We start from the raw sequence: 26,154 nt of genomic DNA, 5'->3' as shown, positions 1-26,154 counted from the left end.
CATTTCAATAGTGCTAGAAATGACAAAAATGTTTGTGGTATTATCCTTTTTAAACTTCCAAAATAATGAAAAATATGAATTTTTTATGGAAATAAGGGGATGTTACTAGTTAGGATTTCCTTTAAATAGAAATCCATTGGAGAAAACTACTCGAGAATTTTTTTAGGAGGTGTATTCATGCGTTATACAAGGCTATGGATTAGCCTGACAATTGTATTTATAGCATCATTCTCCATTCTAGGTTACTACGGAGGCAGGCTGTATCAGACAATGCCCCCGATACCAGAACGCGTTGTCGTATCAGACGGAAGCGTTCTTTTTACAAAAAAGGATATTCAAGATGGCCAAAATGTTTGGCAATCTATTGGGGGACAAGAGCTTGGCAGTATTTGGGGCCATGGTGCTTATGTTGCCCCCGATTGGAACGCGGATTGGCTTCACCGGCAGTCGATGTGGCTGTTAAATAATTGGGCCGAGAAAGATTATGGAAAGAAATATGCTGCTCTTGACGATGAAGCAAAGGCTGCTTTAAAGGCAAGACTTAAAAATGAAATTCGACCAAACTCCTTCAAGAAAGAAACAAAGGAAATTACATTATCACCAATTCGAGCTGAAGCGATTCGAAATGTTGGTAAGCATTACGCTTCTTTGTTCACTGACGATCCAAGATTAGATAAGTTACGAGAAGCATATGCGATGCCTAAGAATGTGATAAAGGACGACGCACGTCTTAGTGCATTCATCAGCTATATATGGTGGACAACTTGGGCAACCGAAACCAACCGCCCCGGAGACAATGTTACCTATACAAACAACTGGCCAAACGAAGAACTAATCGATAATAAACCAACCGGTGAAATGCTTGTCTGGTCTGTTGTCAGCTTTGTCTTGCTGCTTGCCGGGATTGGCGCCTTGGCGTGGTACCATGCTACGCAAAATCATCATGACTCAGATGAGGAGTATCCGAAAAAGGATCCTTTACTCGCCTTGGCCGCAACCCCTTCGATGAAGGCAACACAGAAATACTTTTGGGTAGTAGCTGCTCTTTGGCTTGTTCAGGTTTTACTTGGTGCCATTACAGGGCATTATCAGGTCGAAGGCAGTGGGTTTTATGGAATCCCAATTGATAAATGGATTCCTTATTCACTGACAAGATCGTGGCACACTCAGCTGGGTATTTTATGGATTGCCACAGCTTGGTTGGCAACAGGTTTGTTTATCGGACCTGCAGTATCTGGTCATGAACCGAAATTCCAACGGTTCGGTGTGAATTTCTTATTTGTTTGTTTACTGATAATTGTTGTTGGATCAATGGTCGGGCAATGGTTTGCCGTACATCAAAAATTAGGTCATACCGCCAACTTTTGGTTCGGTCATCAAGGATATGAATATACTGACACCGGTCGTTTTTGGCAGATATTCTTAACGGTGGGATTGTTTCTATGGTTATTCCTAATGGCTCGAGCTATTTGGCCAGCCTTTAAAAATTTAAAAGAAAGCCGCCATCTTCTTGCGCTGTTTTTAATCGCTTCCCTGGCGATCCCCGTGTTCTATATCCCTGCTTTATTATGGGGGCAGCATAGTAACCTGGCGATTGCCGAATATTGGCGCTGGTGGGTTGTCCATCTCTGGGTTGAAGGATTTTTTGAAGTGTTTGCCACAGTCGTTATGGCATTCCTCTTTACAAGAATGGGATTGCTCGGACTTCGGACAGCGACTACCTCAGTCCTCTTCTCTACTGTTATTTTTTTGTTCGGAGGAATTATCGGGACGTTTCACCATTTATACTTCAGTGGAACTCCAACAGGTGTCATCGCCTTCGGAGCATCCTTTAGTGCTCTTGAAGTTGTACCGCTCGTGTTAATCGGCTTTGAAGCCTATGAAAATCTTACCCGAAGCCGAGCTAAACCATGGGTATCTGCCTACAAATGGCCTATTTATTTCTTTATTGCCGTTGCGTTTTGGAATTTAGTCGGTGCCGGTTTATTTGGCTTCTTTATCAATCCGCCAATTGCTCTTTATTATATGCAAGGGCTGAATACGACACCTGTTCACGGACATACCGCCCTATTCGGTGTGTATGGCATGCTAGGAATTGGCCTAATGCTCTTCTGTTTACGTGGTTTGACAGTGAAAAAAGAATGGAAAACTGGCGCACTGAAATTCGCTTTTTGGGCCATTAATATCGGCCTTGCCTTAATGGTGCTAATCAGCCTAATACCAATCGGCTTAATGCAGACCTGGGCAAGTGTGCAACACGGAATGTGGTATGCACGCTCAGCCAGCTTTATGTCACAAGACATTGTTCATACCTTTGTTTGGCTCCGGATTGTCGGTGACACGATTTTTGCCCTCGGAGGTCTGGCACTGGTTTGGTTTATTATTGGTTTAATAACCGGCTGGTCAGTATCCAATGATCGACTCGATTACGCTGAAACGGATCATAAAAACGTTTAAAATAAAGTCCCATTCACTTTAGATTTGTGAATGGGCTTTTTCATTTTGATCTCTAGGCATGTGCCGTTACTCACATACAATGGACACATAATCTATAGGGTACTATCACATAAGGAGAGATGCCCAAATGAATCCCTATGGCTATAATCAGCCACAACAAATGCAGGTTGAATACCATTCGTATGTTCCAGTAGAGCAATTAAATTACCAACAAGAGCAATACCATTCCTATGCACCAGCAGAGCAAAATTATTATCATGTTCCACTAGACCAATACGACCCTAATAGGCAGCCACAACAACTTGAGCGCCGAGTCAATCGTCTCGAAAGACAAAATGAGCGGCAACAAAGAGAAATAGAGCAGCTGCAACGCCGGCTTCAGCGTGTCAACCAACGGCTCCGTGCCGTCGAAAATCGTCTTCACATTCCATTTACACCATTTGATGGGGAGTATTAAGGGAAACTTCAGAACCGGGCTTGTGAGAGTCCGGTTCTTTAATGGGTTCCAACTGTCTTACATAATAAGGAATGCTTTCACAAACTCTCGTAACAAGGAAAAACCATCAGTGAACTGGAGATTCTATAAAAAAAGTCAATAGCCCAAAAAAATAAAACCCTTTTTTACTTCACATGATTTTTTTCTAAAAATATGTAAATAACAATACAAAATTTTTATCTCATGTGAGAAAATCTAACGTATATTATTAATACTTAAATTAAGGAAAATAATAGGGCGTGGTGAACAGTTAACATGGGAAAAGATTTGTCTTATAAAGATAAGAAGGTCATAACGATTGGGATTGTCAGGGAACTCACTGGTCTATCTGAAAGACAAATCCGTTATTATGAAGAACGGAAACTGATTTTCCCTGAAAGGTCAGCAGGAGGAAGTCGTAAGTTTTCCTTTTCTGATGTAGAATTACTGATGGATATTGCCAATAAAATCGAGGATGGTATTCAAACTCACGAAATTAGGAAACAAATGCTGAAGGAACAAAAGAAACAAAGTCAGGATGAAATCCGTCGTAAAATGATTCAAGGACAACTAAATGCCCAGTTCGGAATTCGAAAAAATTAATATACTCTTTTTACAGCCTCGTTCCTTTTTTTAGGAGCTAGGCTTTTTTGTTTCCCTTTTCCATCTCAACACTTCAAAAACCATGTTAGATAACCTTACAACAATATAGATACATCCTTCTGAATTATGTAAAAATACAACTACACAAAATGTTATAAGGTCAAACTTCAATCAGTGAGGTTTTTTCCATTACCTGCTTATCCTTATTAGTTCCCACATAGTCTTGAAACGGGGTCTTACTGCCCGTTAAAGCGGGAGGAAAATTAACACAAAACAAAAGGGGGAGAAAAATTGGATACGTTATTTTTAATGAACAGTCTATGGGTTATGGTTGGTGCAGTACTTGTCATATTAATGATCGGAGGCTTTATTCTTCTTGAAACCGGCTCAACCAGAATGAAGAATGCAGGGCATATTGCCGGAAAAACAATCCTTACCTTTGGAATTGGCTCGATTATATTTTGGGCAGTGGGATATGGCTTAATTTTCGGAAAAGGAATTCCTTTGATCGGGTTCTCTGATTTCTTTTATTCAGGCTATGACATTGATGGTTTACCATTGTCAGGCGCCGTTTTCTTTTTATTCCAATTAGCCTTTTCAGGTATTTCCTTAACAATCGCGTTTGGCGGATTTGCCGAACGAGCTAAACTCAGTGTTTATCTTGTATTTGCTGTTCTTTTCTCCTCTATTGTCTATCCTCCTATCGCACACTGGATCTGGGGCGGCGGTTGGTTAGCAGATCATGGAAAACAAGACTTCGCCGGTTCAACGGTTGTTCATTTAACTGGTGCCATGGCGGCGCTCGCAGCCACAATTCTCTTAAAACCACGTATAGGAAAATTTAATAAAGACGGTTCAGCCAATAATCTTGCCGGCCATAACCAAGTTTTCACCGCATTGAGTGTATTACTTTTATGGGTAGGATGGTTTGGTTTTAATGCTGGCAGCACCTTATCTGTTGACAAAGCCTTTTTTGGATTCGTCGCTATTAATACCAATCTAGCAGCAGCAGCTGGAACAGTAGCCGCAATGGTCATTTCTTGGATGATATTAGGCAAAGCCGATGTCCCGATGATGTTAAACGGCGCTCTCGCAGGTTTGGTCGCAATAACTGCTTCTTGCGCATTTGTTGAAACATGGGCCGCTGTTCTAATAGGATTTATCGCTGGAATTCTTGTTTTTTATAGCATTCGCTTTTTTGAAAAAATAAAAATTGATGATCCAATTGCCGCATTAAGTGTCCATGGTACAGCCGGGGTATGGGGAACCTTATCAACCGGGTTCTTTGCAACCAAAGAATTAGCAACTGTCGGAAAGCCGGGATTATTTTATGGCGGAGGCTTCCATCAGCTTGGTGTTCAAGCAATAGGTGTCATTACATGTGCGGCTTTCGCTTTTATTGTCTCCTTCATCATCCTGGCAGTGATGAAAAAAGGAATGAATGGCTTGCGTGTGACGGAAGAGGAAGAAATTATCGGTCTTGATATGAGTGAGCATGGCAGCTATGGTTACCCTGAATTGGTTAAAGATGGGCAAAAACTGAAGGCTCAATAGTATTTGAAAAAGAAATGGTAGTCAATCCCTTTGCTAAGGGATTGTACTGCTCTTTACTTTTTTTAGGAGAGGTGAAAAGTGTGGTTAAGAATCTTTACTCAGAGGCAGCGGAATTTAGAAATATTCATTTGAAGAAAGCTTCTCATGATCACTTTATGTTAAACCAATTGCATGATGAAGTCGTGAAACAAGTATTGAATATATCTATTAAACAAGTATCCATTCGATTTGGCCATCCACCGTCTCCCTTCTGCTTTTTTGTGATGGGAAGTGTCGGACGGTTGGAACAATCGGTTTGGAGTGACCAAGACCATGGAATTATCTATCACGAGCAGAACGATGATGTAAAATCGTACTTTTTAGCACTAGGAAAAGAAATTTCTAAAGGGCTATTTCATGCAGGTTATCCCTATTGTGACGGCGGCGTAATGGCAAGCAATCCCTTCTGGTGTAAATCGATGACTGAATGGCAGCTGCAAATAACGAATTGGTTGAATGAGTCCTCATGGGAGTCGACTCGGTATCTATTAATTTTTCTTGACGGAAGGTCGGTCTACGGCGAGAGCGAATATGTAGAGAAGTTAAAAAAACATCTCTATCAAACCGCAAATAAACAACAGCTGCTGACAAAATCTCTTAGCAATACACTGTATCTCAAAAAGGGGTTAAACGTGTTAGGCAAGCTTTTAACAGAAACCCACGGGACCCATTCAGGATCGCTAAATATAAAAGAACTTGGACTATTCCCCTATGTAAATGCCCTACGTCTCTTATCTATTAAAGAAAGAATGCTAGAGACATCTACACTTTTGCGATTTGAAAAAATACCAGACAACCGTTTTCCTGGTGGTGACAAAGAATTATTTCAGCAGCAGTTTTTAAAGCTGCTGAACTACCGTCTACTGTTTGCTGATCATACAGACTATGATTCCGGTCATTATTTGATTGTCAACCTTCTAACAAAAGAACAAACGAAGGATGTAAAGGAAATCGTTAAAAATGGTTCTGCCCTTTTTCAAAGCGTTAGAAGATTTCTAGAAAAGGACAATTTTAATGGGGATGATTGTGATGATGCCATTTTTTAGACAAATAACTGGAAAACTTTCTTCAAACATATATGCAAGTTTACAAGGATCCTCTACTCCACAACAAATAGCTTTTCTTAGAGACCTTCAAAGAGAGATGAGTCAAAACAACAGCTTGGACACCCCATTTGATGAATTAAATGTTGCTGTGTTTGATTTAGAAACGACTGGATTTTATCCAGAAAAGGGCGATCAAATCATTTCAATCGGGGCAATTAAGATGAAGGGGCATCAAATTAAAGAGCATGAAACATTTTATTCCTTAGTAAAAGCAGACCTTCCACTATCAGAAGAAATTTCAGCGTTAACTAATATTCAAGAAACAGAATTGTGCGCCGCACCACTAGCATCGGATGTGCTAGTACAATTTTTCAAATTTGTTAAAAGTGATACTCTCGTAGCTCACCACTCAAAGCATGAACATTCCTTTATGAGGAAAATAACCTGGGATTTATTACGAACTAAATTTAACCACCGACTGGTCGATACTTCTTTCTTAATTCGACTATCTGACCTATCCATGAAATCAGCATCGCTTGAAGAAGTCTGCATTCAATGTGGCATTGATATAAGAGACCGGCACCATGCCCTTGGAGATGCCATTATGACAGCGCAAGTTTGGAGGCATTATTTACAACTTGCTCAACAGAAAGGATTTCATCATTTACGGGAAGTGTACGATTATCTCGCTAAACATGATTAAAAAAATTATATTACCCTTATATATTTTTGATTATTTTTAACAAAAAAAATGATAAAAATTCCCAACACTTCCATATTACTTACTACTAAATTTTCCTCGTTTTACACCCCGCTATTCTCTCAATTAAAAAAATTTTTAAAAAATTTTTTCATTCGATTTCCTTATCATGACAAGATTGTAAACGCTATCAACTTTTTTGATTTATTTGAATTGTCAGATTTTATATTGACCATGTTATCGATTGGTTGTATGATTATCGAAAATAATCAACTATATTAACTGCCTTTGATCATTTCCAAGAGAGAATGAAGCAAGGCAATTCTTTTTAAAATTTATGTTTAATCATTTAAAGCGTTTCATCATTAAAGAGGAGTGGTTAGGTTGGGAAGTCCATGGATTTTCCTTGGCGGTGAGTTCGTCAAGAAAGAGGATGCTGTCGTATCAGTTTTTGATCATGGTTTTTTATATGGTGATGGTGTATTTGAAGGTATTCGTGTTTACAGCGGAAACGTCTTCAGACTCGACGCCCACCTGAAAAGACTATTTGAATCAGCTCAATCCATTATGCTTAAGATTCCATACACACAGGAGGAAATGACGGAATTAATCGTTGAAACGATTAGAAAAAATCAGCTAGAAAGCGCCTATATTCGAGTCGTTGTTTCACGTGGCAAAGGAAATCTCGGACTAGACCCTACTTCCTGCTCCAATCCAAACGTCATCATTATCGCCGAGGCATTAACCATGTATCCTAAAGAATTTTACGAGAATGGGATTAAAATTGCCTCTGTAGCGAGCAGAAGGAATCGCCCAGATGTCCTAAGTCCACAAATTAAATCACTAAATTATTTAAATAATATTCTTGTAAAACTAGAAGCCAATCAGGTTGGCGTCCAGGAAGCATTAATGTTAAATGACCAAGGCTATGTTACCGAAGGTTCAGCAGACAATATCTTCATTGTAAAAAATGGTGTCATTTATACACCCCCTGTTTATTTAGGAGCACTAGAAGGGATTACCCGCAACGCCATCATTGATGTGGCAAGAGCCAAAGGCTACGAAGTTCGAGAATCACCTTTTACCAGACATGATGTATATGTTGCTGATGAGGTGTTCTTAACCGGAACAGCTATTGAGGTCATTGCTGTTATTGAGGTAGACGGCCGGATCATTCAGGGTGGTAAGCCTGGAGCAGTAACAAACGTTCTTTTAGAGGAATTCAGAAAAATTGTAACAACAGACGGAGTGGCTTGTTACTCAACAAACACAACCCACGCTGTAGTCAGTTAGGAGATATAAAGATGCGAAGCGATATGATTAAAAAAGGGATTGACCGTGCTCCCCACCGCAGCCTATTATACGCAACCGGGGTAAAAACGAGTGACTTGGAAAAACCATTTATCGGTGTTTGTAACTCGTTTATTGAAATTATCCCAGGACATAAACACCTTAATCATTTCGGTGAGATTGTAAAAGAAGCCATCCGTGAAGCCGGTGGCATTCCTTTCGAATTTAATACAATTGGTGTTGATGATGGTATTGCCATGGGGCATATCGGCATGCGCTATTCCCTTCCTAGCCGTGAGATTATCGCGGACAGTGCCGAAACGGTCATCAATGCCCACTGGTTTGATGGTGTATTTTACATTCCGAATTGTGACAAAATCACTCCAGGAATGTTAATGGCAGCCGCAAGAACCAATGTTCCATCTGTATTTGTTTCGGGTGGTCCGATGGAAGCAGGCGTTTCATCTTCAGGCAAAGCCCTTTCACTAACTTCCGTTTTTGAAGGTGTGGGTGCATACCATAATGGTACGATGACCCAGCAGCAGCTGCTTGATATTGAAACAAAGGCCTGCCCAACATGCGGATCTTGTTCAGGGATGTTTACCGCCAATTCGATGAACTGTCTAATGGAGGTTTTAGGGATGACGGTCCCAGGAAATGGTACCATCGTCGCTACCTCAGAAGAAAGACATGAGCTTATTCGTCAGGCAGCAAGACATTTAATTGAACTCCTAAAAAAAGATATTCGTCCGCGCGACATTATTACGAAAGAAGCAATCGATAATGCCTTTGCACTTGATATGGCAATGGGCGGTTCAACCAATACAGTTCTTCATACACTTGCTATCGCACATGAAGCAGGGATTGAATATGACCTACGTGATATCAACAAAATTGCTGAGAAAGTCCCTTATTTAGCAAAAATTATGCCTGCATCTGATTATTCGATGGATGATGTACATCGGGCCGGAGGGATTAGTGCTATTTTAAACGAGCTTTGCAAGGTTGAAGGTGCCCTACATAAGGATTGTCTTTCAATTACCGGAAAAACATTAGCTGGAAATGTGAAGGATGCAACAATCCTTAATGAAAAAGTTATCCGTCCGAAAGAGAATCCGTACAGCCCTGTTGGCGGCCTTTCCATCCTTTATGGAAACCTTGCCCCAGATGGCGGCGTTATCAAAGTTGGTGCTGTTGATCCATCCATAAAAACATTCTTGGGTGAAGCGATTGTGTTCGAATCCCAAGATGAAGCACAGGAAAACATTAATAACGGAACCGTCAAGTCAGGCCATGTAGTTGTCATCCGCTATGAAGGTCCTAAAGGAGGGCCGGGGATGCCGGAAATGCTCGCACCAACATCTGCGATTGCAGGACGTGGTTTAGACAAAGAGGTTGCTTTGATCACAGACGGCCGCTTCTCCGGAGCCAGCCGCGGAATCTCCATTGGACATATTTCACCTGAAGCTGCAGAAGGCGGCCCAATCGCATTTGTGCAAAATGGTGACAAGATTCTAATTGACCTTGAGAGCCGTTCTATAGAGCTTCTCATTGATGATGAAGAATTGTCTGAGCGCCGCCGTTTATGGGTGAAACCAGAACCAAAAATCAAAACTGGCTATCTCGCAAAATATGCAAAGCTTGTTACTTCCGCTAATACTGGCGGAGTTATGAAAATATAGGGATCGACTAGTACCCCTCCCCTTCCTTAGAAGTCAAGGTACTAAAGGCATTAGCGTACTCATTGACAATGAAATACACATAAATCGATGACGGGAATAAAGGAATAAGAATTTGTATTTTCAGAGAGCTGGGGTTGCTGGAAGCCCAGTAATACAACTTATTCTGACATCATCCCTGAGTGTTGAGCTGAACGGTCGTTACTTAGTAGGCTCAATCAGGTGTTTCTTGAACACCTGTTACCAAAAGAAGCGTTTTTTGATTTAGTTGTCGCTTCATAAGGCAGTATTCGTAAGGATACTGTAAAACCGGGTGGTACCGAGAAAAAGAAGGCCTTTTCTCCCCGATTATTCTGCTCTTGATGTTCTTGACTGCAGTTTATTCGGAGACGAAAGGGCCTTTTTTAGTATTTTTAGAGGCTACTGACAGATTTTTTGGTAATATGAACAAATTTAGGCTTGATATGAACAAATTTATGACGGCTATGAACAATTTTAGGCGGATATGAACAAATCCCGGTCTGATATCAACAATTTCAGCGGTTATGAACTAATCTCAGCCTGATATGAACAAATTTATGACGGTTATGAACAATTTTAGGCAGATATGAACAAATCCCGGTCTGATATTAACAATTTCAGCGGTTATGAACAAATCTCTGCCCGATATGAACAAATTTATGACGGTTATGAACAATTTTAGGCAGATATGAACAAATCCCGGTCTGATATTAACAATTTCAGCGGTTATGAACAAATCTCTGCCCGATATGAACAAATTTATGACGGTTATGAACAATTTTAGGCAGATAGGAACAAATCCCGGTCTGATATGAACAAAATCAGACAGTTATGAACAAATCCCGGTCTGATATGAACAAAATCAGACAGTTATGAACAAATCCCGGTCTGATATGAACAAAATCAGACAGTTATGAACAAATCCCGGTCTGATATGAACAAAATCAGACAGTTATGAACAAATCTACATTTTCCACCAAAACCCAGTCACACGTTTAATTTTTCAAATATTCAATTATCCACAAGGAGGGATTACGACGTGAAAGTAGAAGCAAAAAAGCTGGAATTCCAAACCAGTACCGCACCAAAAACAGGTGCAGACCTTCTCATTGACTTATTAAAAAATGAAGGTGTTGATACGATATTTGGATATCCAGGAGGTGCTGTCCTGCCGATTTACGATGCCATCTATCGAGCCCAAGGAACCATTAATCATGTTCTCTTCCGTCACGAGCAAGGAATGATTCATGCTGCTGAAGGATATGCCCGCATTACTGGCAATCCTGGTGTAGTCATTGCCACTTCAGGACCAGGTGCAACAAACTTGGTTACTGGAATTACAGATGCCATGATGGATTCCTTACCGCTCGTGATATTCACCGGACAGGTTGCACGCAGTGTCATCGGAACAGATGCCTTCCAAGAAGCTGATGTTATGGCGATTACGACTCCGATCACCAAACATAATTACCAGGTGCAATCTATTTCTGACCTACCAAGAATCGTAAAGGAAGCTTTTCATATTGCTTCTACAGGCCGGCCAGGACCGGTTTTAGTCGACATTCCAAAAGATATTTCGGCGGGAATTCTAGCTGAAGAACCTGAAGAGGCAAGTATTGATTTACCTGGCTACCAGCCAACAACAAAGCCAAATCCATTGCAAATTAAAAAACTGGCAGATTCGATTGCCAAAGCAAAAAAGCCCGTCATACTCGCAGGCGCAGGTGTACTTCATGGAAAAGCATCTGCAGAATTAACTGCTTTTGCTGAAAAACACCATCTCCCAGTCGTGACGACATTACTAGGCCTCGGTGCCTTCCCGGCAGATAACCCTCTCTCGTTAGGAATGGGCGGAATGCACGGCACCTATGCAGCAAACATGGCTTTATACGAGGCTGATTTACTTATTAATTTTGGCGCCCGCTTCGATGACAGATTAACAGGCAATCTTAAACACTTTGCCCCACATGCGAAGGTCGCTCACATCGATATCGACCCAGCTGAAATCGGTAAAAATGTTCCAACACATATTCCGATTGTGTCCGATACAAGAGAGGCATTGGTTGAGTTAATCGACCAAACAGCGGAGTCACCTGAGCATGAACCATGGCTAGAAACACTCAATCAATATAAGCAGGAATATCCACTTTGGTATAAGCATGATCCAAAAGGAATGTGTCCACAGTGGGTAATCGAAGCCGTTCATAAAGTTACGAATGGAAATGCGATTGTAGCAACGGATGTAGGCCAGCATCAAATGTGGGCAGCACAATACTATACCTTTAAAGAGCCTCACCGTTGGATTACTTCAGGCGGACTTGGCACAATGGGCTTCGGCTTCCCTGCTGCCATCGGAGCACAAATAGCCTCACCGGATAGTACAGTTGTTGCAATTGTCGGCGACGGTGGTTTTCAAATGACACTGCAGGAGCTTTCCGTCATTTATGAACGAAACCTGCCAATCAAAATCATCATTATAAATAATGGTGCACTCGGAATGGTTCGACAGTGGCAGGAATTGCTACACGGGAACCGGATTTCCGAATCGATTCTTCACACACAGCCAGATTTTGTAAAGCTTGCCGAAAGCTATTCGATTCGCGGATACAAGGTTGCCAATCAGGAAGAACTGATCACAGTTTTACCAGAAGTATTTGCCTATAATGGTCCTGTTCTTGTTGATTGCCGTGTGCTGCAGGAGGAAAAAGTTTTTCCAATGATTGCTCCTGGCAAAGGAATTCATGAAATGATTGGGGTGAAACCATGAAACGGATCATAACCTTAACAGTCCAGGATCGAAGCGGTGTACTAAATCGTGTGACCGGTCTCTTGCAAAGGCGGCAGTTCAATATCGAGAGTATCTCAGTCGGATCTACAGAATCCGAGGGCATTTCCAAAATGACCCTAGTGGTGGAGGTGGAAGATGAGCAGCGACTCGAGCAGGTTACAAAACAATTAAACAAGCAAATTGATGTATTAAAAGTTTCCGACATTACCGATAAAGCGGTTGTTGCCAGGGAGCTTGCCCTAATAAAGGTAGCCAGCAGCAGTCAACTTCGCAGTGAAATTAATGGAATCATCGATCCTTTCCGCGCAATGGTCATTGACGTGAGTAAAGATAGTTTAGCAGTTCAAATCACTGGTCGTCCTGATAAAATCGATGCCTTGATTGAATTGCTCCGCCCCTACGGCATTAAAGAAATTGCCAGAACTGGACTAACAGCCCTACAACGCGGGCACCAACCGCAAGTAAACGAACTAGCAACATATTCACTTATAAAATAATAATATTCCTGAAAGGATGATTCATTATGGTAAAAGTACTTTATAACGGAGATATTCAAGAGGAAGTTTTACAAGGAAAAAAAATCGCGGTAATCGGCTATGGCTCGCAAGGCCATGCTCATGCTCTTAACTTAAAAGAAAGCGGCTTTGATGTTGTGGTTGGTCTAAGAGGTGGAAAATCATGGGATAAAGCAGTGGAAGATGGTGTCGATGTTCGTTCTGTTGCTGAAGCAACAGCCGCTGCAGACGTGGTTATGGTTCTTCTCCCTGACGAAATGCAACCAAAGGTTTATGAAGAAAGCATCAAACCAAACCTTGAAGCTGGTAATGCTCTTGTATTTGCCCATGGCTTTAATATTCATTTTAGCCAAATCGTACCTCCGGCAGATGTTGACGTATTTCTAGTTGCCCCTAAAGGACCAGGGCATTTGGTTCGCCGTACTTACACAGAAGGCGCCGGCGTCCCTGCCCTTTATGCAGTTTATCAAGACTATACAGGTCAAGCACGTGATGTTGCCCTAGCCTATGCGAAAGGTATTGGTGCAGCTCGTGCCGGAGTATTGGAAACTACATTCCAAGAAGAAACAGAAACCGACCTTTTCGGAGAGCAAGCTGTTCTTTGCGGCGGTGCTACTGCCCTAATCAAAGCAGGCTTTGAGACTCTCGTCGAAGCTGGATATCAGCCAGAAGTCGCTTACTTTGAGTGTTTACATGAATTGAAATTAATCGTTGACCTTTTATATGAAGGTGGACTAGAAAACATGCGCTATTCTATCTCCGATACTGCGCAATGGGGAGATTTCGTTTCCGGTCCACGTGTTGTAAATGAAGAAACAAAAGCACGGATGAAGGAAGTATTAAAAGATATTCAAACTGGTGTGTTTGCAAAGGGCTGGATTCTTGAAAACCAAGCAAACCGTCCGCAATTTAACGCAATCAACCGCAGTGAAAACAATCATCAAATCGAAAAAGTCGGCCGTGAGCTTCGTGCGCTTATGCCGTTTATTAAAAAACCAGTAAGTGAAAAGAAGGAAGTGGTGGTAAATGGTTCACGTTAACATCTTTGATACGACCTTACGTGATGGCGAACAGTCCCCTGGTGTAAATTTAAACCAGCTTGAAAAATTAGAAATTGCCAGACAGCTTGAACGGTTTGGCGTTGATATTATGGAAGCCGGATTCCCGGCTTCCTCCCAAGGAGATTTTGAAGCGGTAAGAGCGATTGCCCAGACGATCAAAAACGTTTCGGTGACAGGCTTAGCACGTGCCACAAAATCGGACATTGACATTGCGTGGGATGCTTTAAAAGATGCAGCAGAACCAAGATTGCATGTTTTCCTAGCTACCTCCCCTATCCATATGAAATATAAATTAATGAAAACACCTGAGGAAGTCACGCAGACCGCTGTGGACATGGTCTCTTATGCTAAAAAAAGATTTCCGCATGTGGAATGGTCAGCAGAGGATGCCTCCCGGTCAGATCTTGAGTTTCTTGTCCAAATCATTACCAAAGTCATTGATGCAGGGGCAACTGTCATCAATCTCCCAGATACAGTCGGTTATACAACGCCTGAAGAATACGGTCGGATGTTCCGCTATGTACGGGAAAACGTTCCAAACATACACAAGGCTGTTTTATCCTGTCACTGTCATGATGACCTAGGCATGGCGGTTGCCAATTCGCTCGCAGCGATCGAAAACGGGGTTACCCAAGTCGAGGGGACAATTAACGGAATCGGTGAACGTGCTGGTAATGCTTCTTTAGAGGAAATTGCCGTTGCCCTAAATATTCGTAAGGATAAGTATCCTTACACAACCAATCTAGTATTAAAAGAAATCAAGCGTACCAGCGACTTGGTCAGCCGCTTTACAGGCATGATGGTTCCTCCAAACAAAGCTGTTGTTGGAAAAAATGCCTTTGCTCATGAGTCAGGGATTCATCAGGATGGTGTGTTAAAAAATACATTAACATATGAGATTATTACTCCTGAATTAGTTGGGGTCAAATCCAATGATTTAGTTTTAGGCAAACACTCAGGCCGTCATGCGTTTAAAGATAAAATTGAGCAAATGGGCTTTACGTTATCAATGGAAAAGCTAGGTGAAGCCTTCACTTCATTTAAACAATTGACCGACAGGAAAAAGGAAGTAACAGATGAAGATTTGTTTACGATTTTAACTGATATTCAAACAAACACTGTCGATGTGAAAAAGTATGAACTCGTCGCTTTTCAAGTTCATTACGGGTCAGCTAACCTCCCTACTGCAACTGTTGCACTTACCACTCCAGAAGGGATTCGGGTTGAAACGGCCCGCACTGGATCAGGGAGTGTTGAAGCCCTAATGAACACTTTGGAAGCCTTGATTAAAGAGGAAATTCATCTTACTGATTTTAGATTAAGTTCTGTCGGACAGGGGCGGGATGCCCTTGCTGAAGTCCATGTGAAAATGACGGTAAACGGAACAACTGTAAGCGGCCGCGGTTCGGCACAGGATGTACTGGAAGCATCGGCAAAATCATTTTTGAACGCTGTCAATCGTGTCTTTTTCAACCAAAAAGCGGCATTTAAGGAGGCTGCAATTCTATAGAAATGGCGGCGCCTAACATTGAGGTGCCGGCATTATACAAAAAATGAGGAGGTTGCTTCTAATGAAAAAACGCATTGTCTTACTTCCCGGTGATGGTATTGGCAAGGAAGTTATTAATTCTGCAAAAGATGTGTTACATGCAATTGCTGAAGAATATAATCATAGTTTTAGCTTCGAAACCCATGAAATCGGAGGAGCGGCCATCGACCTTTACGGCACTCCCCTTCCTGAAACAACCGTTGACGCCTGCAAAGAAGCGGATGCTGTTTTACTAGGTGCAGTCGGCGGTCCAAAATGGGATCAAAACCCCTCCCACTTACGTCCTGAAAAAGGTCTGCTCGGTATCCGTAAAGCACTAGATTTATTTGCAAACTTAAGGCCAATCAAAGGATTTAAGAACATGCTTCATGCTTCGCCGTTAAAAGAAGAAGTGGTTTCCGGAAGCGACCTCCTTATTGTACGTGAATTAACGGGCGGGCTTTATTTCGGCACTCCGAGTGAACGACGCGATAACGGTAACGCCGTAGTGGACACACTCGCTTATACCCGTAAAGAGATTGAAAGAATTGTTGATAAAGGCTTTCAAGCAGCCCAGCAGCGTCGCGGTCACCTTACTTCTGTTGATAAGGCAAATGTCCTGGAATCCAGTAAGCTTTGGCGTGAGGTTGTTGAAGCGAAAAAGACCAACTATCCAGATGTAGCAGTTGAACATGTTTTAGTAGATGCAGCCGCGATGAAATTGATCACGAGCCCAACCCATTTTGACGTAATCGTGACTGAAAATCTTTTTGGAGATATTTTAAGTGACGAGGCTTCTGTATTGACGGGGTCACTCGGGATGCTCCCTTCTGCCAGCTTGCGTGAGGATGGGCTCGGTCTTTATGAACCGGTTCACGGCTCTGCTCCAGATATTGCTGGCAAAGGTATTGCCAATCCCGTTGCAATGATTTTGTCTGCTGCTCTTATGCTAAGATATTCATTTCAATTAGAAAATGAAGCAAAAGTGATTGAAGATGCCGTTCAATCGATTCTTGACGCCGGCTTCCATACTAGGGATCTCCAGGTTGCAAATGGACGCCTTGTTGGAACAGAGGATATGACCAAATTAATTGTCGATTATATTAAGTCACAAAATGCTTCTAAGTGTATCGCCAGCTGTTATTATTGATTCATTTTTCGGGTAAACCGTCCTGGTTTTTTAAACGGTTTACCCGTCAATTTTTCCAATAGTAAAATATAAATCTATTAACGTGAGGAAGGAAGCTATGCAAACACCAAAAACGATTATCCAAAAAATTTGGGAACAGCATGTTGTCCATCAAGAAGAAGGAAAGCCGGATTTACTTTATATTGATTTGCATCTCGTTCATGAAGTGACCTCTCCTCAAGCATTTGAGGGTTTACGAATGAATGGGCGCAAGGTCCGCCGCCCGGATCTTACCTTCGCGACTATGGATCATAATGTACCAACCCGCCAACGACTTGTTATCAATGACCCTATTTCGAAAAAACAAATCGATACATTACAACAAAATTGTCAGGAATTCGGGGTAACGCTAGCTGACATTCATCATCCGGATAACGGGATTGTCCATGTAATCGGTCCAGAGCTCGGTCTGACACAGCCGGGGAAAACGATTGTTTGCGGCGATAGCCATACATCCACACACGGTGCGTTCGGTGCTCTCGCATTTGGAATCGGTACGAGTGAAGTGGAACATGTCCTTGCAACGCAGACGCTTTGGCAGGCGCCCCCAAAAATCCTTAACGTCAAAGTAAATGGAAAGCTTGGGACAGGCGTTACCGCGAAAGACTTAATCTTAGCGATTATCGGTAAATTCGGTGTCCAGTTTGGAACTGGGTATGTGATGGAATACACAGGTGAAGCGATTCGCGCTCTATCTATGGAAGAACGGATGACTGTATGTAACATGTCAATTGAAGCAGGCGCAAGAGCAGGACTCATCACACCGGATGAAACGACATTTGAATACTTAAGAGGAAGACGACATGTACCACAAAGTGAGGCATTCGAAGTAGCCGTGGCCAAATGGCGTGCCCTTGCCACCGACGAAGGCGCCTCCTATGATGCCGTCATTGAATTTGATGCAGCTGATGTCGAGCCGCAGGTTACTTGGGGGACAAACCCGGGTATGTGTATCCCGATCACTGCAAATGTTCCAAGTCCAGATGAAACGGATAAGCCTATTGAAAAGGATGAAATTAATCGTGCACTTGAATACATGGGACTTGAAGCCGGACAGCCAATTTCACGTGTAAAAATTGATCATGTATTCATCGGTTCCTGTACGAACTCAAGGTTAAGCGACCTACAAAAAGCTGCCGAAGTAGTTCGCGGCCGGAAGGTGAATCCATCTGTTACCGCAATCGTCGTACCAGGATCCTTTAGCGTCAAGCTTGCTGCCGAAAAAGAAGGTCTTGACGAGGTCTTTAAAGAGGCAGGCTTTGAATGGCGGGAAGCCGGCTGCAGCATGTGCCTGGCGATGAATGATGATATTGTCCCAGCAGGTAAGCGTTGTGCTTCTACTTCAAACCGTAATTTTGAAGGCCGCCAAGGAAACGGGGCACGCACTCATCTTGTTAGTCCTGAAATGGCGGCAGCAGCTGCTGTAGCCGGCCATTTTGTTGATGTACGTCAGTTCACTGCACAGGAGGTTGGTTAATTTATGGAACCGCTACGTACTCACCAAGGCCTTGTTTGTCCGTTGAACCGGACCAATGTCGACACAGACCAAATCATTCCGAAGCAATTCCTAAAGCGCATCGAGCGCAGCGGCTTTGGACAATTTTTATTTTATCACTGGCGTTTTAACGATGATGGAAATCCACGTCCGGATTTTCCTTTAAATGATTCAAAATATAAAGATGCCTCTATTTTAGTAGCCGGGGAAAACTTTGGCTGCGGATCTTCTCGTGAGCATGCCCCCTGGGCTGTCCAGGATTTTGGCTTCAAAGTCATCATCGCTCCAAGCTATGCTGATATTTTTAAAAATAACTGTGTAAAAAACGGCATCCTTGCGATTCAAGCTACCGAAGAACAAGTTCAAACCATTATGAAAAAGGCAGAATCCGAGGAATATCGATTAACGGTGAACCTTGAGGAGCAACTGGTTTATGATAACGAGGGCTTTGAAGTACATTTCGAGATTGCCCCTTATCCTAAAGAAATGCTGCTTAACGGCTGGGATGAGATTGGGGTTACCTTAAATTATAAGGAAAAAATTATGCAATATGAGCTTACCCATCCGCAAGCATAATTAAAGGTGTCAGGCACTAACAATTTTGGTGCCTGACACCTTTTTCCTTTCTAATCTAGTTCCTGTTTGAGGATTTCCTTTGACCTCGTTTCCATATGCTCCACGGTAGAAGGTGCTTGGCACAACCAAATAATTTATCATTTTCGTCCTTAACTAGAATTCCGGCATTTGATCAAGATTATTTTCCTTTATTCCGTCCGGCTCGCTCCGGATAATGTCTCTCCCGTATTTGTGAAAAACATCGATATGAGCAATCTTCCCTTCCTTCGCTTCCTCAAGGGCCGTTATATAATCCAGCTCCCGTCCGGTATTCGTTTTAAATGCAATAAGGTCCCCGTCATCGTTTTTCCTGACTGCAACAAACTCCTCTTTTCCATCAAGTTTCGATTGGCTTGCTTCCATTTGGTTCTGCTGCTCAGTTTGCTGCCTATATTGTTCATATATTTTTTCAAAATCTTTTTCCATCATTTACACCTCAGAACATCTGTTAGTATTTTTCTTTTTTGAAAATATATTCTCATTGGTCGAAAATGTCAAAAAATTTTCAAAATTAACCTTAACGGATAAAAACCAATCTTATTTCACCGTGGTATAATTTACCTGATTGGGGGCGGTCAAATTGGAATCAAAAGAAGGAAATGCTTGGTTTTATATCCACAATCATCAGCAACAAGGGCCTGTAGGATTATTTGAACTGAAAAAATTGTTTGAACAAGGAATACTGCACGCTGAAACTTTTATTTGGTCGAAGGAGATGAACTGCTGGCAAATGGCGAAAAGTCTTGACCTATTTCCAGATTCAACCTTAAATCCAATATTAACAGTTCAACAAACTGAAAATTTGGCAGGAAATTGGCATGAACTAGAAAAAGATACCTATCCAAAGGGAAGACCGTTTGTTCGTTACCTGGCCAGGTTTTTTGACCTTTCTTTATTTTCACTATTCCTGATTACCTTTGTTTCAATCTTCTCCCCGAAATTCATCTTAGAATCATCTGATATCTTCATCTTTATACTAAGTTTAGTTCTATATATTTTAGTTGAGGCGTCCATCCTTTCGATATTTGGAAATACTCTAGGAAAGTCAATATTAAATGCACGTCTTCGAACGACGAATGGTGACCCATTAAATTTTCTTACTTCATTCAAGCGAAGTATTTTTGTAACCGCAGCCGGTATGGGATTTGGATTACCAATTATTAATATTATTTGCTTTTATTTCTCTTATTATGATCTAAAAAAGAACGGTAAGTCCACATGGGATCAGCAAATTGGAACAGTTGTCCTATATGGGAAAGTTAGTACATCACGAATTCTTTTCGTAAGCCTCTTTCCAATTGCCCTATTAATTGCAGGGTTAACCATTTAACTATATCTCACATTTTAATTTGTGAATTATTGAACATGTATCAAAAATTGAAGCACTCTATACTTTAATATGGATGGACATTCAATTTATCGAAAAAATAAAAAGGACCAGTTTTTCCTTGGTCCTTTTCTAGAATTTATTCATTCATCCTTTTCTTATCTTTGCTGGTGATGATGATTTCGTAAGGGTCATCCTTTACCTTTTGCCAGATTTCCTCTGAATGGATGAAATCTTCAGCCATTACGTTAAGCTCCTTGGCTAGTTCGGAGGTTTTCGTGTCAGTGCTTGGCAAATTCATGCTAATATTAATCTGCATCTTTTCCCCATCAATACTTTTGTAGCCAACACCGGAAACATGATATTTTTTATAGGTCATAAATTCATGTGCAATTCCCGAAACAGCGTCTGACCAGCGATTATAATGCTCTCTTTTTGCTAAATTAAAGGTTTTATGTTTAACCGTAACGGATTCTTTTCCTGCAGCTTTCAAGGCATCCTCTACCGCTTTTTGGATTTCGGCAATTTTCTCTTTGCTTTCCGTATTAGGGAATTCCAATTCAATACGGTCCGGACCGCCGCCCCAGACGTTTTCATATCCATGAGATTTAAGGACCGGTTTCACAATTTTAAAAATCTCATCCGTTTCCTCTGTAATTCGAGCTTGCTCCTTCTTCCACGCCTCCGGCTCTTCAACAAATTTCCTTACTCTAACATAATAATCTTCAATCCTAGTGCCCTTATATATTTCACCGTGGAGAATTTTAAATGAAACTTTCTCAATCCCAGGCTTCATTTTCTTAATGTTTTCATCAGAGGCCTCTAAGAAAATATAAACTCCTTCCTTATTCCCGCCAACATGCTCCCGGACCTCTTTTACTGGATACCCCTCTTTTTTCAGTTCTTTCGAAATCAAATCGGAAAGATTTACATAACGATCATAGATAGCACTAAGTGGCGGGATTTTTGCCAGCATCTTTGCCATTGCCGGCGAAACGAATCCTGAGCCCATAAATAAAAGCACACTGGCTGCTGCTGCAATCGTGAAGGCCGTAACCTTTTTACCGAAAGTCCATTGCTTTTTCAACCTTTTTTGGAAACGATCCCATTCATGATCCACTTGTTTAATTCTATTCTCATCAAACTCGCCATCCCTATACCTATTAGGAAGCTCTTTTGTTAACCTTTCAAGGGAGATCGGGATCTGTAGTTGATCCAGAGTTTGATCATCTTCTTTTTTATATCCCATGCGAATTAACCTCCAGTGGATATTTGTCGTTCTTTTGTATTAGTTCGCCAAGCCTTTTTCTGCCCCGTGCCAGCCTCGTTTTGATTGTGTTACTATTTTCATCGAGAATGAGGCTAATCTCCTTAATTGGAAGGTCTTCATAGTAATGGAGCAGAATTGGAACGCTTTGTTCTTTAGGAAGGCTTAAAATAAAGTCAAGCATTTCATTCATATTTTCATTTCGGATCGCCCGATTCTGGGCTGATTCGGAAATCATTTTCGCTAGAGCTTCTGGGTTTTCTTCAATATCAGTTGAATGGATACGAGTGTTTTTACGGTAAATGTCGATAGCTCGTGAATACACAAGCCTGTAAAACCAAGCCTTAAACTTTCGAATATCCTTATTTTTCATAATGCTAATGTAGCAATCTTCGAGTGCATTTTGCACAGCATCTTCAGCAAGATCCTTTGAACGGAGGATTAGATAGGCGGTTTTAAAGGCAGCGGACAACAATTCTTCCACTAGCAGGCTGAACGCCTCCTCATCTCCTTTACGGATTCTATCCATCAAATTTTGTTCTTTATTCAAGTGAGGGGCCCCTCTCTATACTGTGTTCAATAGTATGTCGTTTTTCAGCCTATGTTTGGTTTCACTTTTTATAAAAAAACCGGGATCTTTTGAAAAAAAGTCCCGGTCTAAATAATGTTATGGAATTATCGGCCACTATAAATACCAATCGCATTTCCATCTAGGTCAAGGAATTGTGCAAATGTACCGCCGCTAGGAATCTCTGTTTCAGGTATGATCACTTTTCCGCCCATCTGGGTTACTTTTTCTAAACTAGCTGATATGTCCTCCACTTTAATATATAGCGTCAAATAAGGAGGTTCCTCATGGGTCCAATTGAAAAGGTGGCCGGCTATCCCCGCGTCTTCCTCAGAGATACTCATGATCGGCCCATCATCGGTAATCCTCCAATTGAAAATTGCCTCATAAAACCTTTGTGAACGATGCCCTTCTCTTGCTGCAATTTCAAAAAAACCAATTTGATTAACATCAATCTCAGCTTTGCTTTGGGTCTCAGTATGGGGATTGCTATGGTAAACACCAATGATAATTCCATCCGGGTCAAGGAATTGGGCAATCGATCCGCCTGTTGGAACCGCCATTTCCTGGAGAATCACTGTCCCGCCCATTTCCTCGACTTTACCCAAACACTCCTGAATGTTTTCAACATTTATATACATGCTGACATGTGTCGGATGGTCTTTATGCGGCCATTTAAGAATATGACCGCTTAAACCTGCACCAGTAATTTGCAGTAATGGCCCCACATCAGTAATTTTCCAATTAAACAAATTCTCGTAAAATTTTTTCGCTAGACTTCCGTCTCTCGCAGCAATGACAAACATCTTAATTGTGGTTCCCATTTTTCCAACTCCACTTCCAAAATACTTCTAGTCTCAACATACAGTATAAACATCTTTAACCTTTACTTAAATTTTGACAAAAAGGGTACTTTTTCCTTTATTACATGAACAAGTTATAATACTTGTAATAGGAGTGAGTCCAAATGGCAACATACGATAAAACCCATGACCCGCGAAAAAATAAAGAAATTCTAGAGCAAATTACCAGAAAACAACTAGATATGAAAAAAGCAATTCAAGAAACAGAACATTTATTTGAGCAATGCCGCCAGACCCCACATTCTCCGATTCTTGAAAAAGCACAGTCCCTTCCTTTTTCAGAAAAAATCAAGGAATGTTTATTTCGTCTTACAGCTAAACGATCACGGATTTTGGAACCAACACGGATACATGTGGATGGTGAAGGAAAGGTGATTCCTGATTGGAAGGACAAACTGGATCAGGAATACGTCTGTTTAATTGAAAACATAAAAACGGAAGTTAATGTTGTTGATTATGGCGCGATTGGGGACGGAAAAACAGATTGTACAGCGGCTTTTAAAAAGGCAATCGGCAAAGGGCGGGTAAAGGTTATTGTTCCACCTGGAGTGTTTATTACAAAAGAAATCCGCCTTTCTTCATGGACATGGCTAATGGGGTCAGGAAAAGGAACAACGACGATTAAGCTCCACGACCAAGCTTCAAAGGGCACCCGGCTAATCACAAACGCCAATCATTGGCGAGGAAACCATCATTTGCTCGTAGAAGGAATGAGTTTGGACTGGAATGTGGAAAGGCTCGGTAATGAGGCAAAAACCAGTACATGGGGAAACCATTCAAGCTGCCTGACATTTGCAAATATTACATATGGCTGGGTCAAGGATGTTGAAGGAATCAACCCTGGGCTTCATTGCTTCGACATTTCCTCGACATTGTACAATTATGCCGGTGACGGGTACCGTGCCCGCGGCGGCAGTCAGTATGTCTGGCTCGATCATGTAACCGGCTTTGGCTTCGGGGATGACGGAATCACGACACACCATAGCGATTATATCTTTATTTCCAATTCCCACATGTGCGATCCAAGTGGACGGGCACACAGGCAAGGTTTTTCTAATTCCAATGGGATTGAAGTGGATGATGGTTCGCGAAATGTATTATTAGTTAATAATTCTTCAGCTAGGTGCTTTGGCGGCGTGGAAATTAAGGCCCATCAAGATTCTTCTGCTGCCTCAAATGTGCAAATTGTCGGGCATATTTCTGTGCATGATAATCGGGCCTTTAACTTCCGCCATATTGGGCATCACAAAATCACTGATATTGAATCTAAATCGGCGTTCAATATTATAGCTGTGAACCTCGCAGCGATTTCACCCATTTTCACAGAATTATATAATAGTTCCACACCGCGGGGGATGGTTGTTTCCGCTTACAAAAATGTGGTAATTAACCATTTTACACTGGTTGGCGATCCCGATTATGATTACAATGGAAATCCAGTTATCGCCCTCCAGTATCGGGCAAGAAATGTAATTCTCAATAACATTTCAGTTACCGATTTTAATAAAGCAGGAGCCGTTATCAAGGTATACGGGGGCGAGAACCGGGCGGATTCTATCAAAATACGCAATTGCTCTTCTGAAAAAATCAAAATCGGGTTAGAGGTACAAAATTTTAGTATAGAAAACTTGGAAAGCGCCAAAGTTTATTTTTGATGCTTTCCTTCTTTTTCAACTACGATTTCATCAACGAGCTTTTCAGCTACTCTTCGATATAAATTACTCATATGAACAAGTGATGAGACCATCAACACCTGCTCAAGGTAGGCTGAATTCTCTTTTTGTGCTTCTGAAACTTCCTTTTTTACATCGTTTACCCTTTCCTCAATGTCCACTTTAAATCCAGCAGCATTTTGGCCAGTCAGATGCAAATAGCTCGAATAAAAAGAATCTAAATCCAACTCTTCATTGACGATCTTTTTATTCAACCCATTAAGTGTTACTTTAATATCATTGATGGATAGTGCCCCTTTAAGCTGGTAAATCAAGCTGATTAAGATTAAGTGCTCTTTTGAATATTTCTTATTTTGTATGGGAAAAATCAGCTTTCCCTTGGCATAGTTATTAATCATTGTTTTGGTAAGAACCTTTTCGTCTTCATTCCGCTTCGAATCATTGAATTTATTTTCAAATAACTGAATAACTTGATCCATATATAAGTCTATTTTTGGAATTTCATCCAAGGTTAAGCTTGTCTCCAAGCCAAGAGAATCGATAATTTGGTTAATATTTTCCATCGTAAAAAACCCCACTGTTTTATAATAGATATTTTTATTATACATAATGAAATAATCATTGACTAGGTTTTGTTTTATCAGTATCATTATATGTAGTTATTAAAACTACATGATGTGTTAGGGGGAATTTCAAATGAACAATTACATTCGGGAACCGATTAACGGATTAACCCATCTAGCAGGAGCTATTTTAGCCTTTGTGGGGCTGCTTGCGATGGTAATTAAAGCTGCAATGACTACTCCAACCCCACTCGCACTCTCGGCCGTCATCATTTTTGGAGTTAGTATGATACTGCTATACTCCGCATCAGCAACCTACCACATGGTTATTGCACGCGATAAGGTTATTGCCTTTTTAAGACGGCTCGACCATTCAATGATTTTTGTGCTGATTGCCGGTACGTATACGCCTTTTTGTTTTATTAGCTTAAACGGAAAAACGGGTGCCATTCTGTTTTCAATTATCTCTGGTGTTGCCATAAGTGGAGTTGTTTTTAAAATGGTGTGGTTTAACTGCCCGCGCTGGATTTCTACCGCCTTATATATCGCTATGGGCTGGATGATTGTGTTTGTTTTTTCACCGTTAACAGGAAGCTTAAACCCAGTTGGTTTGTTTTTACTGATCCTTGGTGGAATCTTCTATACTATCGGCGGGGTCATCTACGGGGCAAAGCCAAAGTTTTTAGAAACGAAGTATTTAGGCTTCCACGAGATTTTTCATATTTTTATTATGCTTGGAAGCTTAGCACACTTTTTTACTGTGTACCTGTACGTCATTTAAACGCCTGATAAGAAGGCGTTTTTTTGTTTTATCATTAAAAAACGAGAGTAAAGATTT

Annotated in this window: 23 protein-coding genes; 18 read left to right on the top strand and 5 right to left on the bottom strand. The window is 41.3% G+C overall.

Annotated features, from left to right (window positions below):
- The first annotated feature begins 177 nt into the window (after positions 1-177).
- The 15 genes from QNH20_RS05530 to leuD all read left to right on the top strand — a co-directional run bounded on the left by QNH20_RS05530 (position 178) and on the right by leuD (position 19,016).
- Complete coding sequence (locus QNH20_RS05530) at positions 178-2,457, top strand: nitric-oxide reductase large subunit (RefSeq protein ID WP_283921910.1); 2,280 nt, start codon at positions 178-180, stop codon at positions 2,455-2,457.
- 127 nt (positions 2,458-2,584) lie between these two features.
- Positions 2,585-2,914 (top strand): hypothetical protein, encoded by a 330-nt coding sequence (locus tag QNH20_RS05525; protein WP_283921909.1) that lies wholly within the window; start codon positions 2,585-2,587, stop codon positions 2,912-2,914.
- A 294-nt stretch (positions 2,915-3,208) separates the two neighbouring features.
- Positions 3,209-3,535 carry a MerR family transcriptional regulator gene (locus tag QNH20_RS05520; protein WP_283921908.1) on the top strand — a complete coding sequence of 109 codons (327 nt, stop codon included), beginning with the start codon at positions 3,209-3,211 and terminating at the stop codon, positions 3,533-3,535.
- 291 nt (positions 3,536-3,826) lie between these two features.
- A complete protein-coding gene (locus tag QNH20_RS05515) occupies positions 3,827-5,089 on the top strand; it encodes an ammonium transporter (RefSeq protein WP_283921907.1) in 1,263 nt (420 codons plus the stop codon).
- A gap of 80 nt (positions 5,090-5,169) precedes the next feature.
- Positions 5,170-6,174 carry a DUF294 nucleotidyltransferase-like domain-containing protein gene (locus QNH20_RS05510; RefSeq protein WP_283921906.1) on the top strand — a complete coding sequence of 335 codons (1,005 nt, stop codon included), beginning with the start codon at positions 5,170-5,172 and terminating at the stop codon, positions 6,172-6,174.
- Positions 6,158-6,877, top strand: a complete 720-nt coding sequence (locus QNH20_RS05505) for an exonuclease domain-containing protein (protein WP_283921905.1) — start codon at positions 6,158-6,160, stop codon at positions 6,875-6,877. Before QNH20_RS05510 ends, QNH20_RS05505 begins: the two co-directional genes overlap by 17 nt.
- Positions 6,878-7,258: 381 nt before the next feature.
- On the top strand, positions 7,259-8,167 hold the full coding sequence (ilvE, locus tag QNH20_RS05500; RefSeq protein ID WP_283921904.1) for a branched-chain-amino-acid transaminase: 909 nt from the start codon (positions 7,259-7,261) through the stop codon (positions 8,165-8,167).
- Positions 8,168-8,178: 11 nt separating this feature from the next.
- On the top strand, positions 8,179-9,846 hold the full coding sequence (ilvD, locus tag QNH20_RS05495; RefSeq protein ID WP_283921903.1) for a dihydroxy-acid dehydratase: 1,668 nt from the start codon (positions 8,179-8,181) through the stop codon (positions 9,844-9,846).
- Between the two features lie 1,057 nt (positions 9,847-10,903).
- On the top strand, positions 10,904-12,631 hold the full coding sequence (ilvB, locus tag QNH20_RS05490; RefSeq protein ID WP_283921902.1) for an acetolactate synthase large subunit: 1,728 nt from the start codon (positions 10,904-10,906) through the stop codon (positions 12,629-12,631).
- The gene (gene ilvN, locus QNH20_RS05485) at positions 12,628-13,149 is read left to right on the top strand and encodes an acetolactate synthase small subunit (protein WP_283921901.1); all 522 of its coding nucleotides are present in this window, start codon (positions 12,628-12,630) and stop codon (positions 13,147-13,149) included. Before ilvB ends, ilvN begins: the two co-directional genes overlap by 4 nt.
- 26 nt (positions 13,150-13,175) lie before the next feature.
- A complete protein-coding gene (ilvC, locus tag QNH20_RS05480) occupies positions 13,176-14,207 on the top strand; it encodes a ketol-acid reductoisomerase (RefSeq protein ID WP_283921900.1) in 1,032 nt (343 codons plus the stop codon).
- On the top strand, positions 14,194-15,738 hold the full coding sequence (locus QNH20_RS05475) for a 2-isopropylmalate synthase (protein ID WP_283921899.1): 1,545 nt from the start codon (positions 14,194-14,196) through the stop codon (positions 15,736-15,738). The genes ilvC and QNH20_RS05475 overlap by 14 nt, the downstream gene beginning before the upstream one ends.
- Before the next feature lie 61 nt (positions 15,739-15,799).
- Positions 15,800-16,906: a 3-isopropylmalate dehydrogenase gene (leuB, locus tag QNH20_RS05470; protein ID WP_283921898.1), complete on the top strand. Its 1,107-nt coding sequence runs from the start codon at positions 15,800-15,802 to the stop codon at positions 16,904-16,906.
- Between the two features lie 97 nt (positions 16,907-17,003).
- The gene (gene leuC / locus QNH20_RS05465; RefSeq protein ID WP_283921897.1) at positions 17,004-18,422 is read left to right on the top strand and encodes a 3-isopropylmalate dehydratase large subunit; all 1,419 of its coding nucleotides are present in this window, start codon (positions 17,004-17,006) and stop codon (positions 18,420-18,422) included.
- A 3-nt stretch (positions 18,423-18,425) separates the two neighbouring features.
- Positions 18,426-19,016, top strand: coding sequence for a 3-isopropylmalate dehydratase small subunit (gene leuD, locus QNH20_RS05460; RefSeq protein WP_283921896.1), 591 nt, complete (start codon positions 18,426-18,428; stop codon positions 19,014-19,016).
- 153 nt (positions 19,017-19,169) lie between these two features.
- On the opposite strand, the gene QNH20_RS05455 is transcribed toward leuD, so the two are convergent.
- Positions 19,170-19,484 carry a DUF3892 domain-containing protein gene (locus QNH20_RS05455; RefSeq protein ID WP_283921895.1) on the bottom strand — a complete coding sequence of 105 codons (315 nt, stop codon included), beginning with the start codon at positions 19,482-19,484 and terminating at the stop codon, positions 19,170-19,172.
- A 151-nt stretch (positions 19,485-19,635) separates the two neighbouring features.
- Here QNH20_RS05455 and QNH20_RS05450 point away from each other — a divergent pair, with 151 nt between their 5' ends.
- A complete protein-coding gene (locus QNH20_RS05450; protein WP_283921894.1) occupies positions 19,636-20,385 on the top strand; it encodes an RDD family protein in 750 nt (249 codons plus the stop codon).
- A gap of 136 nt (positions 20,386-20,521) precedes the next feature.
- Here the strand turns inward: QNH20_RS05450 and QNH20_RS05445 are convergent, their stop codons facing one another.
- From QNH20_RS05445 to QNH20_RS05435, 3 genes are all read right to left on the bottom strand, one after another.
- Positions 20,522-21,631, bottom strand: coding sequence for a DUF4179 domain-containing protein (locus tag QNH20_RS05445; protein ID WP_283921893.1), 1,110 nt, complete (start codon positions 21,629-21,631; stop codon positions 20,522-20,524).
- Positions 21,621-22,199 (bottom strand): RNA polymerase sigma factor, encoded by a 579-nt coding sequence (locus tag QNH20_RS05440; protein WP_283921892.1) that lies wholly within the window; start codon positions 22,197-22,199, stop codon positions 21,621-21,623. The genes QNH20_RS05445 and QNH20_RS05440 overlap by 11 nt, the downstream gene beginning before the upstream one ends.
- A 125-nt stretch (positions 22,200-22,324) precedes the next feature.
- Positions 22,325-23,041: a VOC family protein gene (locus QNH20_RS05435; RefSeq protein ID WP_283921891.1), complete on the bottom strand. Its 717-nt coding sequence runs from the start codon at positions 23,039-23,041 to the stop codon at positions 22,325-22,327.
- Between the two features lie 143 nt (positions 23,042-23,184).
- Here QNH20_RS05435 and QNH20_RS05430 point away from each other — a divergent pair, with 143 nt between their 5' ends.
- Positions 23,185-24,735 carry a glycosyl hydrolase family 28-related protein gene (locus tag QNH20_RS05430; protein ID WP_283921890.1) on the top strand — a complete coding sequence of 517 codons (1,551 nt, stop codon included), beginning with the start codon at positions 23,185-23,187 and terminating at the stop codon, positions 24,733-24,735.
- Here QNH20_RS05430 and QNH20_RS05425 read toward each other — a convergent pair.
- Positions 24,726-25,316, bottom strand: a complete 591-nt coding sequence (locus tag QNH20_RS05425) for a DUF1836 domain-containing protein (RefSeq protein WP_283921889.1) — start codon at positions 25,314-25,316, stop codon at positions 24,726-24,728. The two genes, QNH20_RS05430 and QNH20_RS05425, sit on opposite strands and share 10 nt — an antisense overlap.
- A gap of 133 nt (positions 25,317-25,449) precedes the next feature.
- On the opposite strand from QNH20_RS05425, the gene trhA reads away from it, so the two are divergent.
- Positions 25,450-26,097 (top strand): PAQR family membrane homeostasis protein TrhA, encoded by a 648-nt coding sequence (trhA, locus tag QNH20_RS05420; protein ID WP_283921888.1) that lies wholly within the window; start codon positions 25,450-25,452, stop codon positions 26,095-26,097.
- Positions 26,098-26,154 lie beyond the last annotated feature (57 nt).

The sequence above is a fragment of the Neobacillus sp. WH10 genome, from assembly GCF_030123405.1.
Taxonomy (GTDB): domain Bacteria; phylum Bacillota; class Bacilli; order Bacillales; family Cytobacillaceae; genus Neobacillus.
The sequence above is the reverse complement of the archived record's forward strand: the minus strand, read 5'-3'. Positions and strand labels throughout refer to the sequence as shown.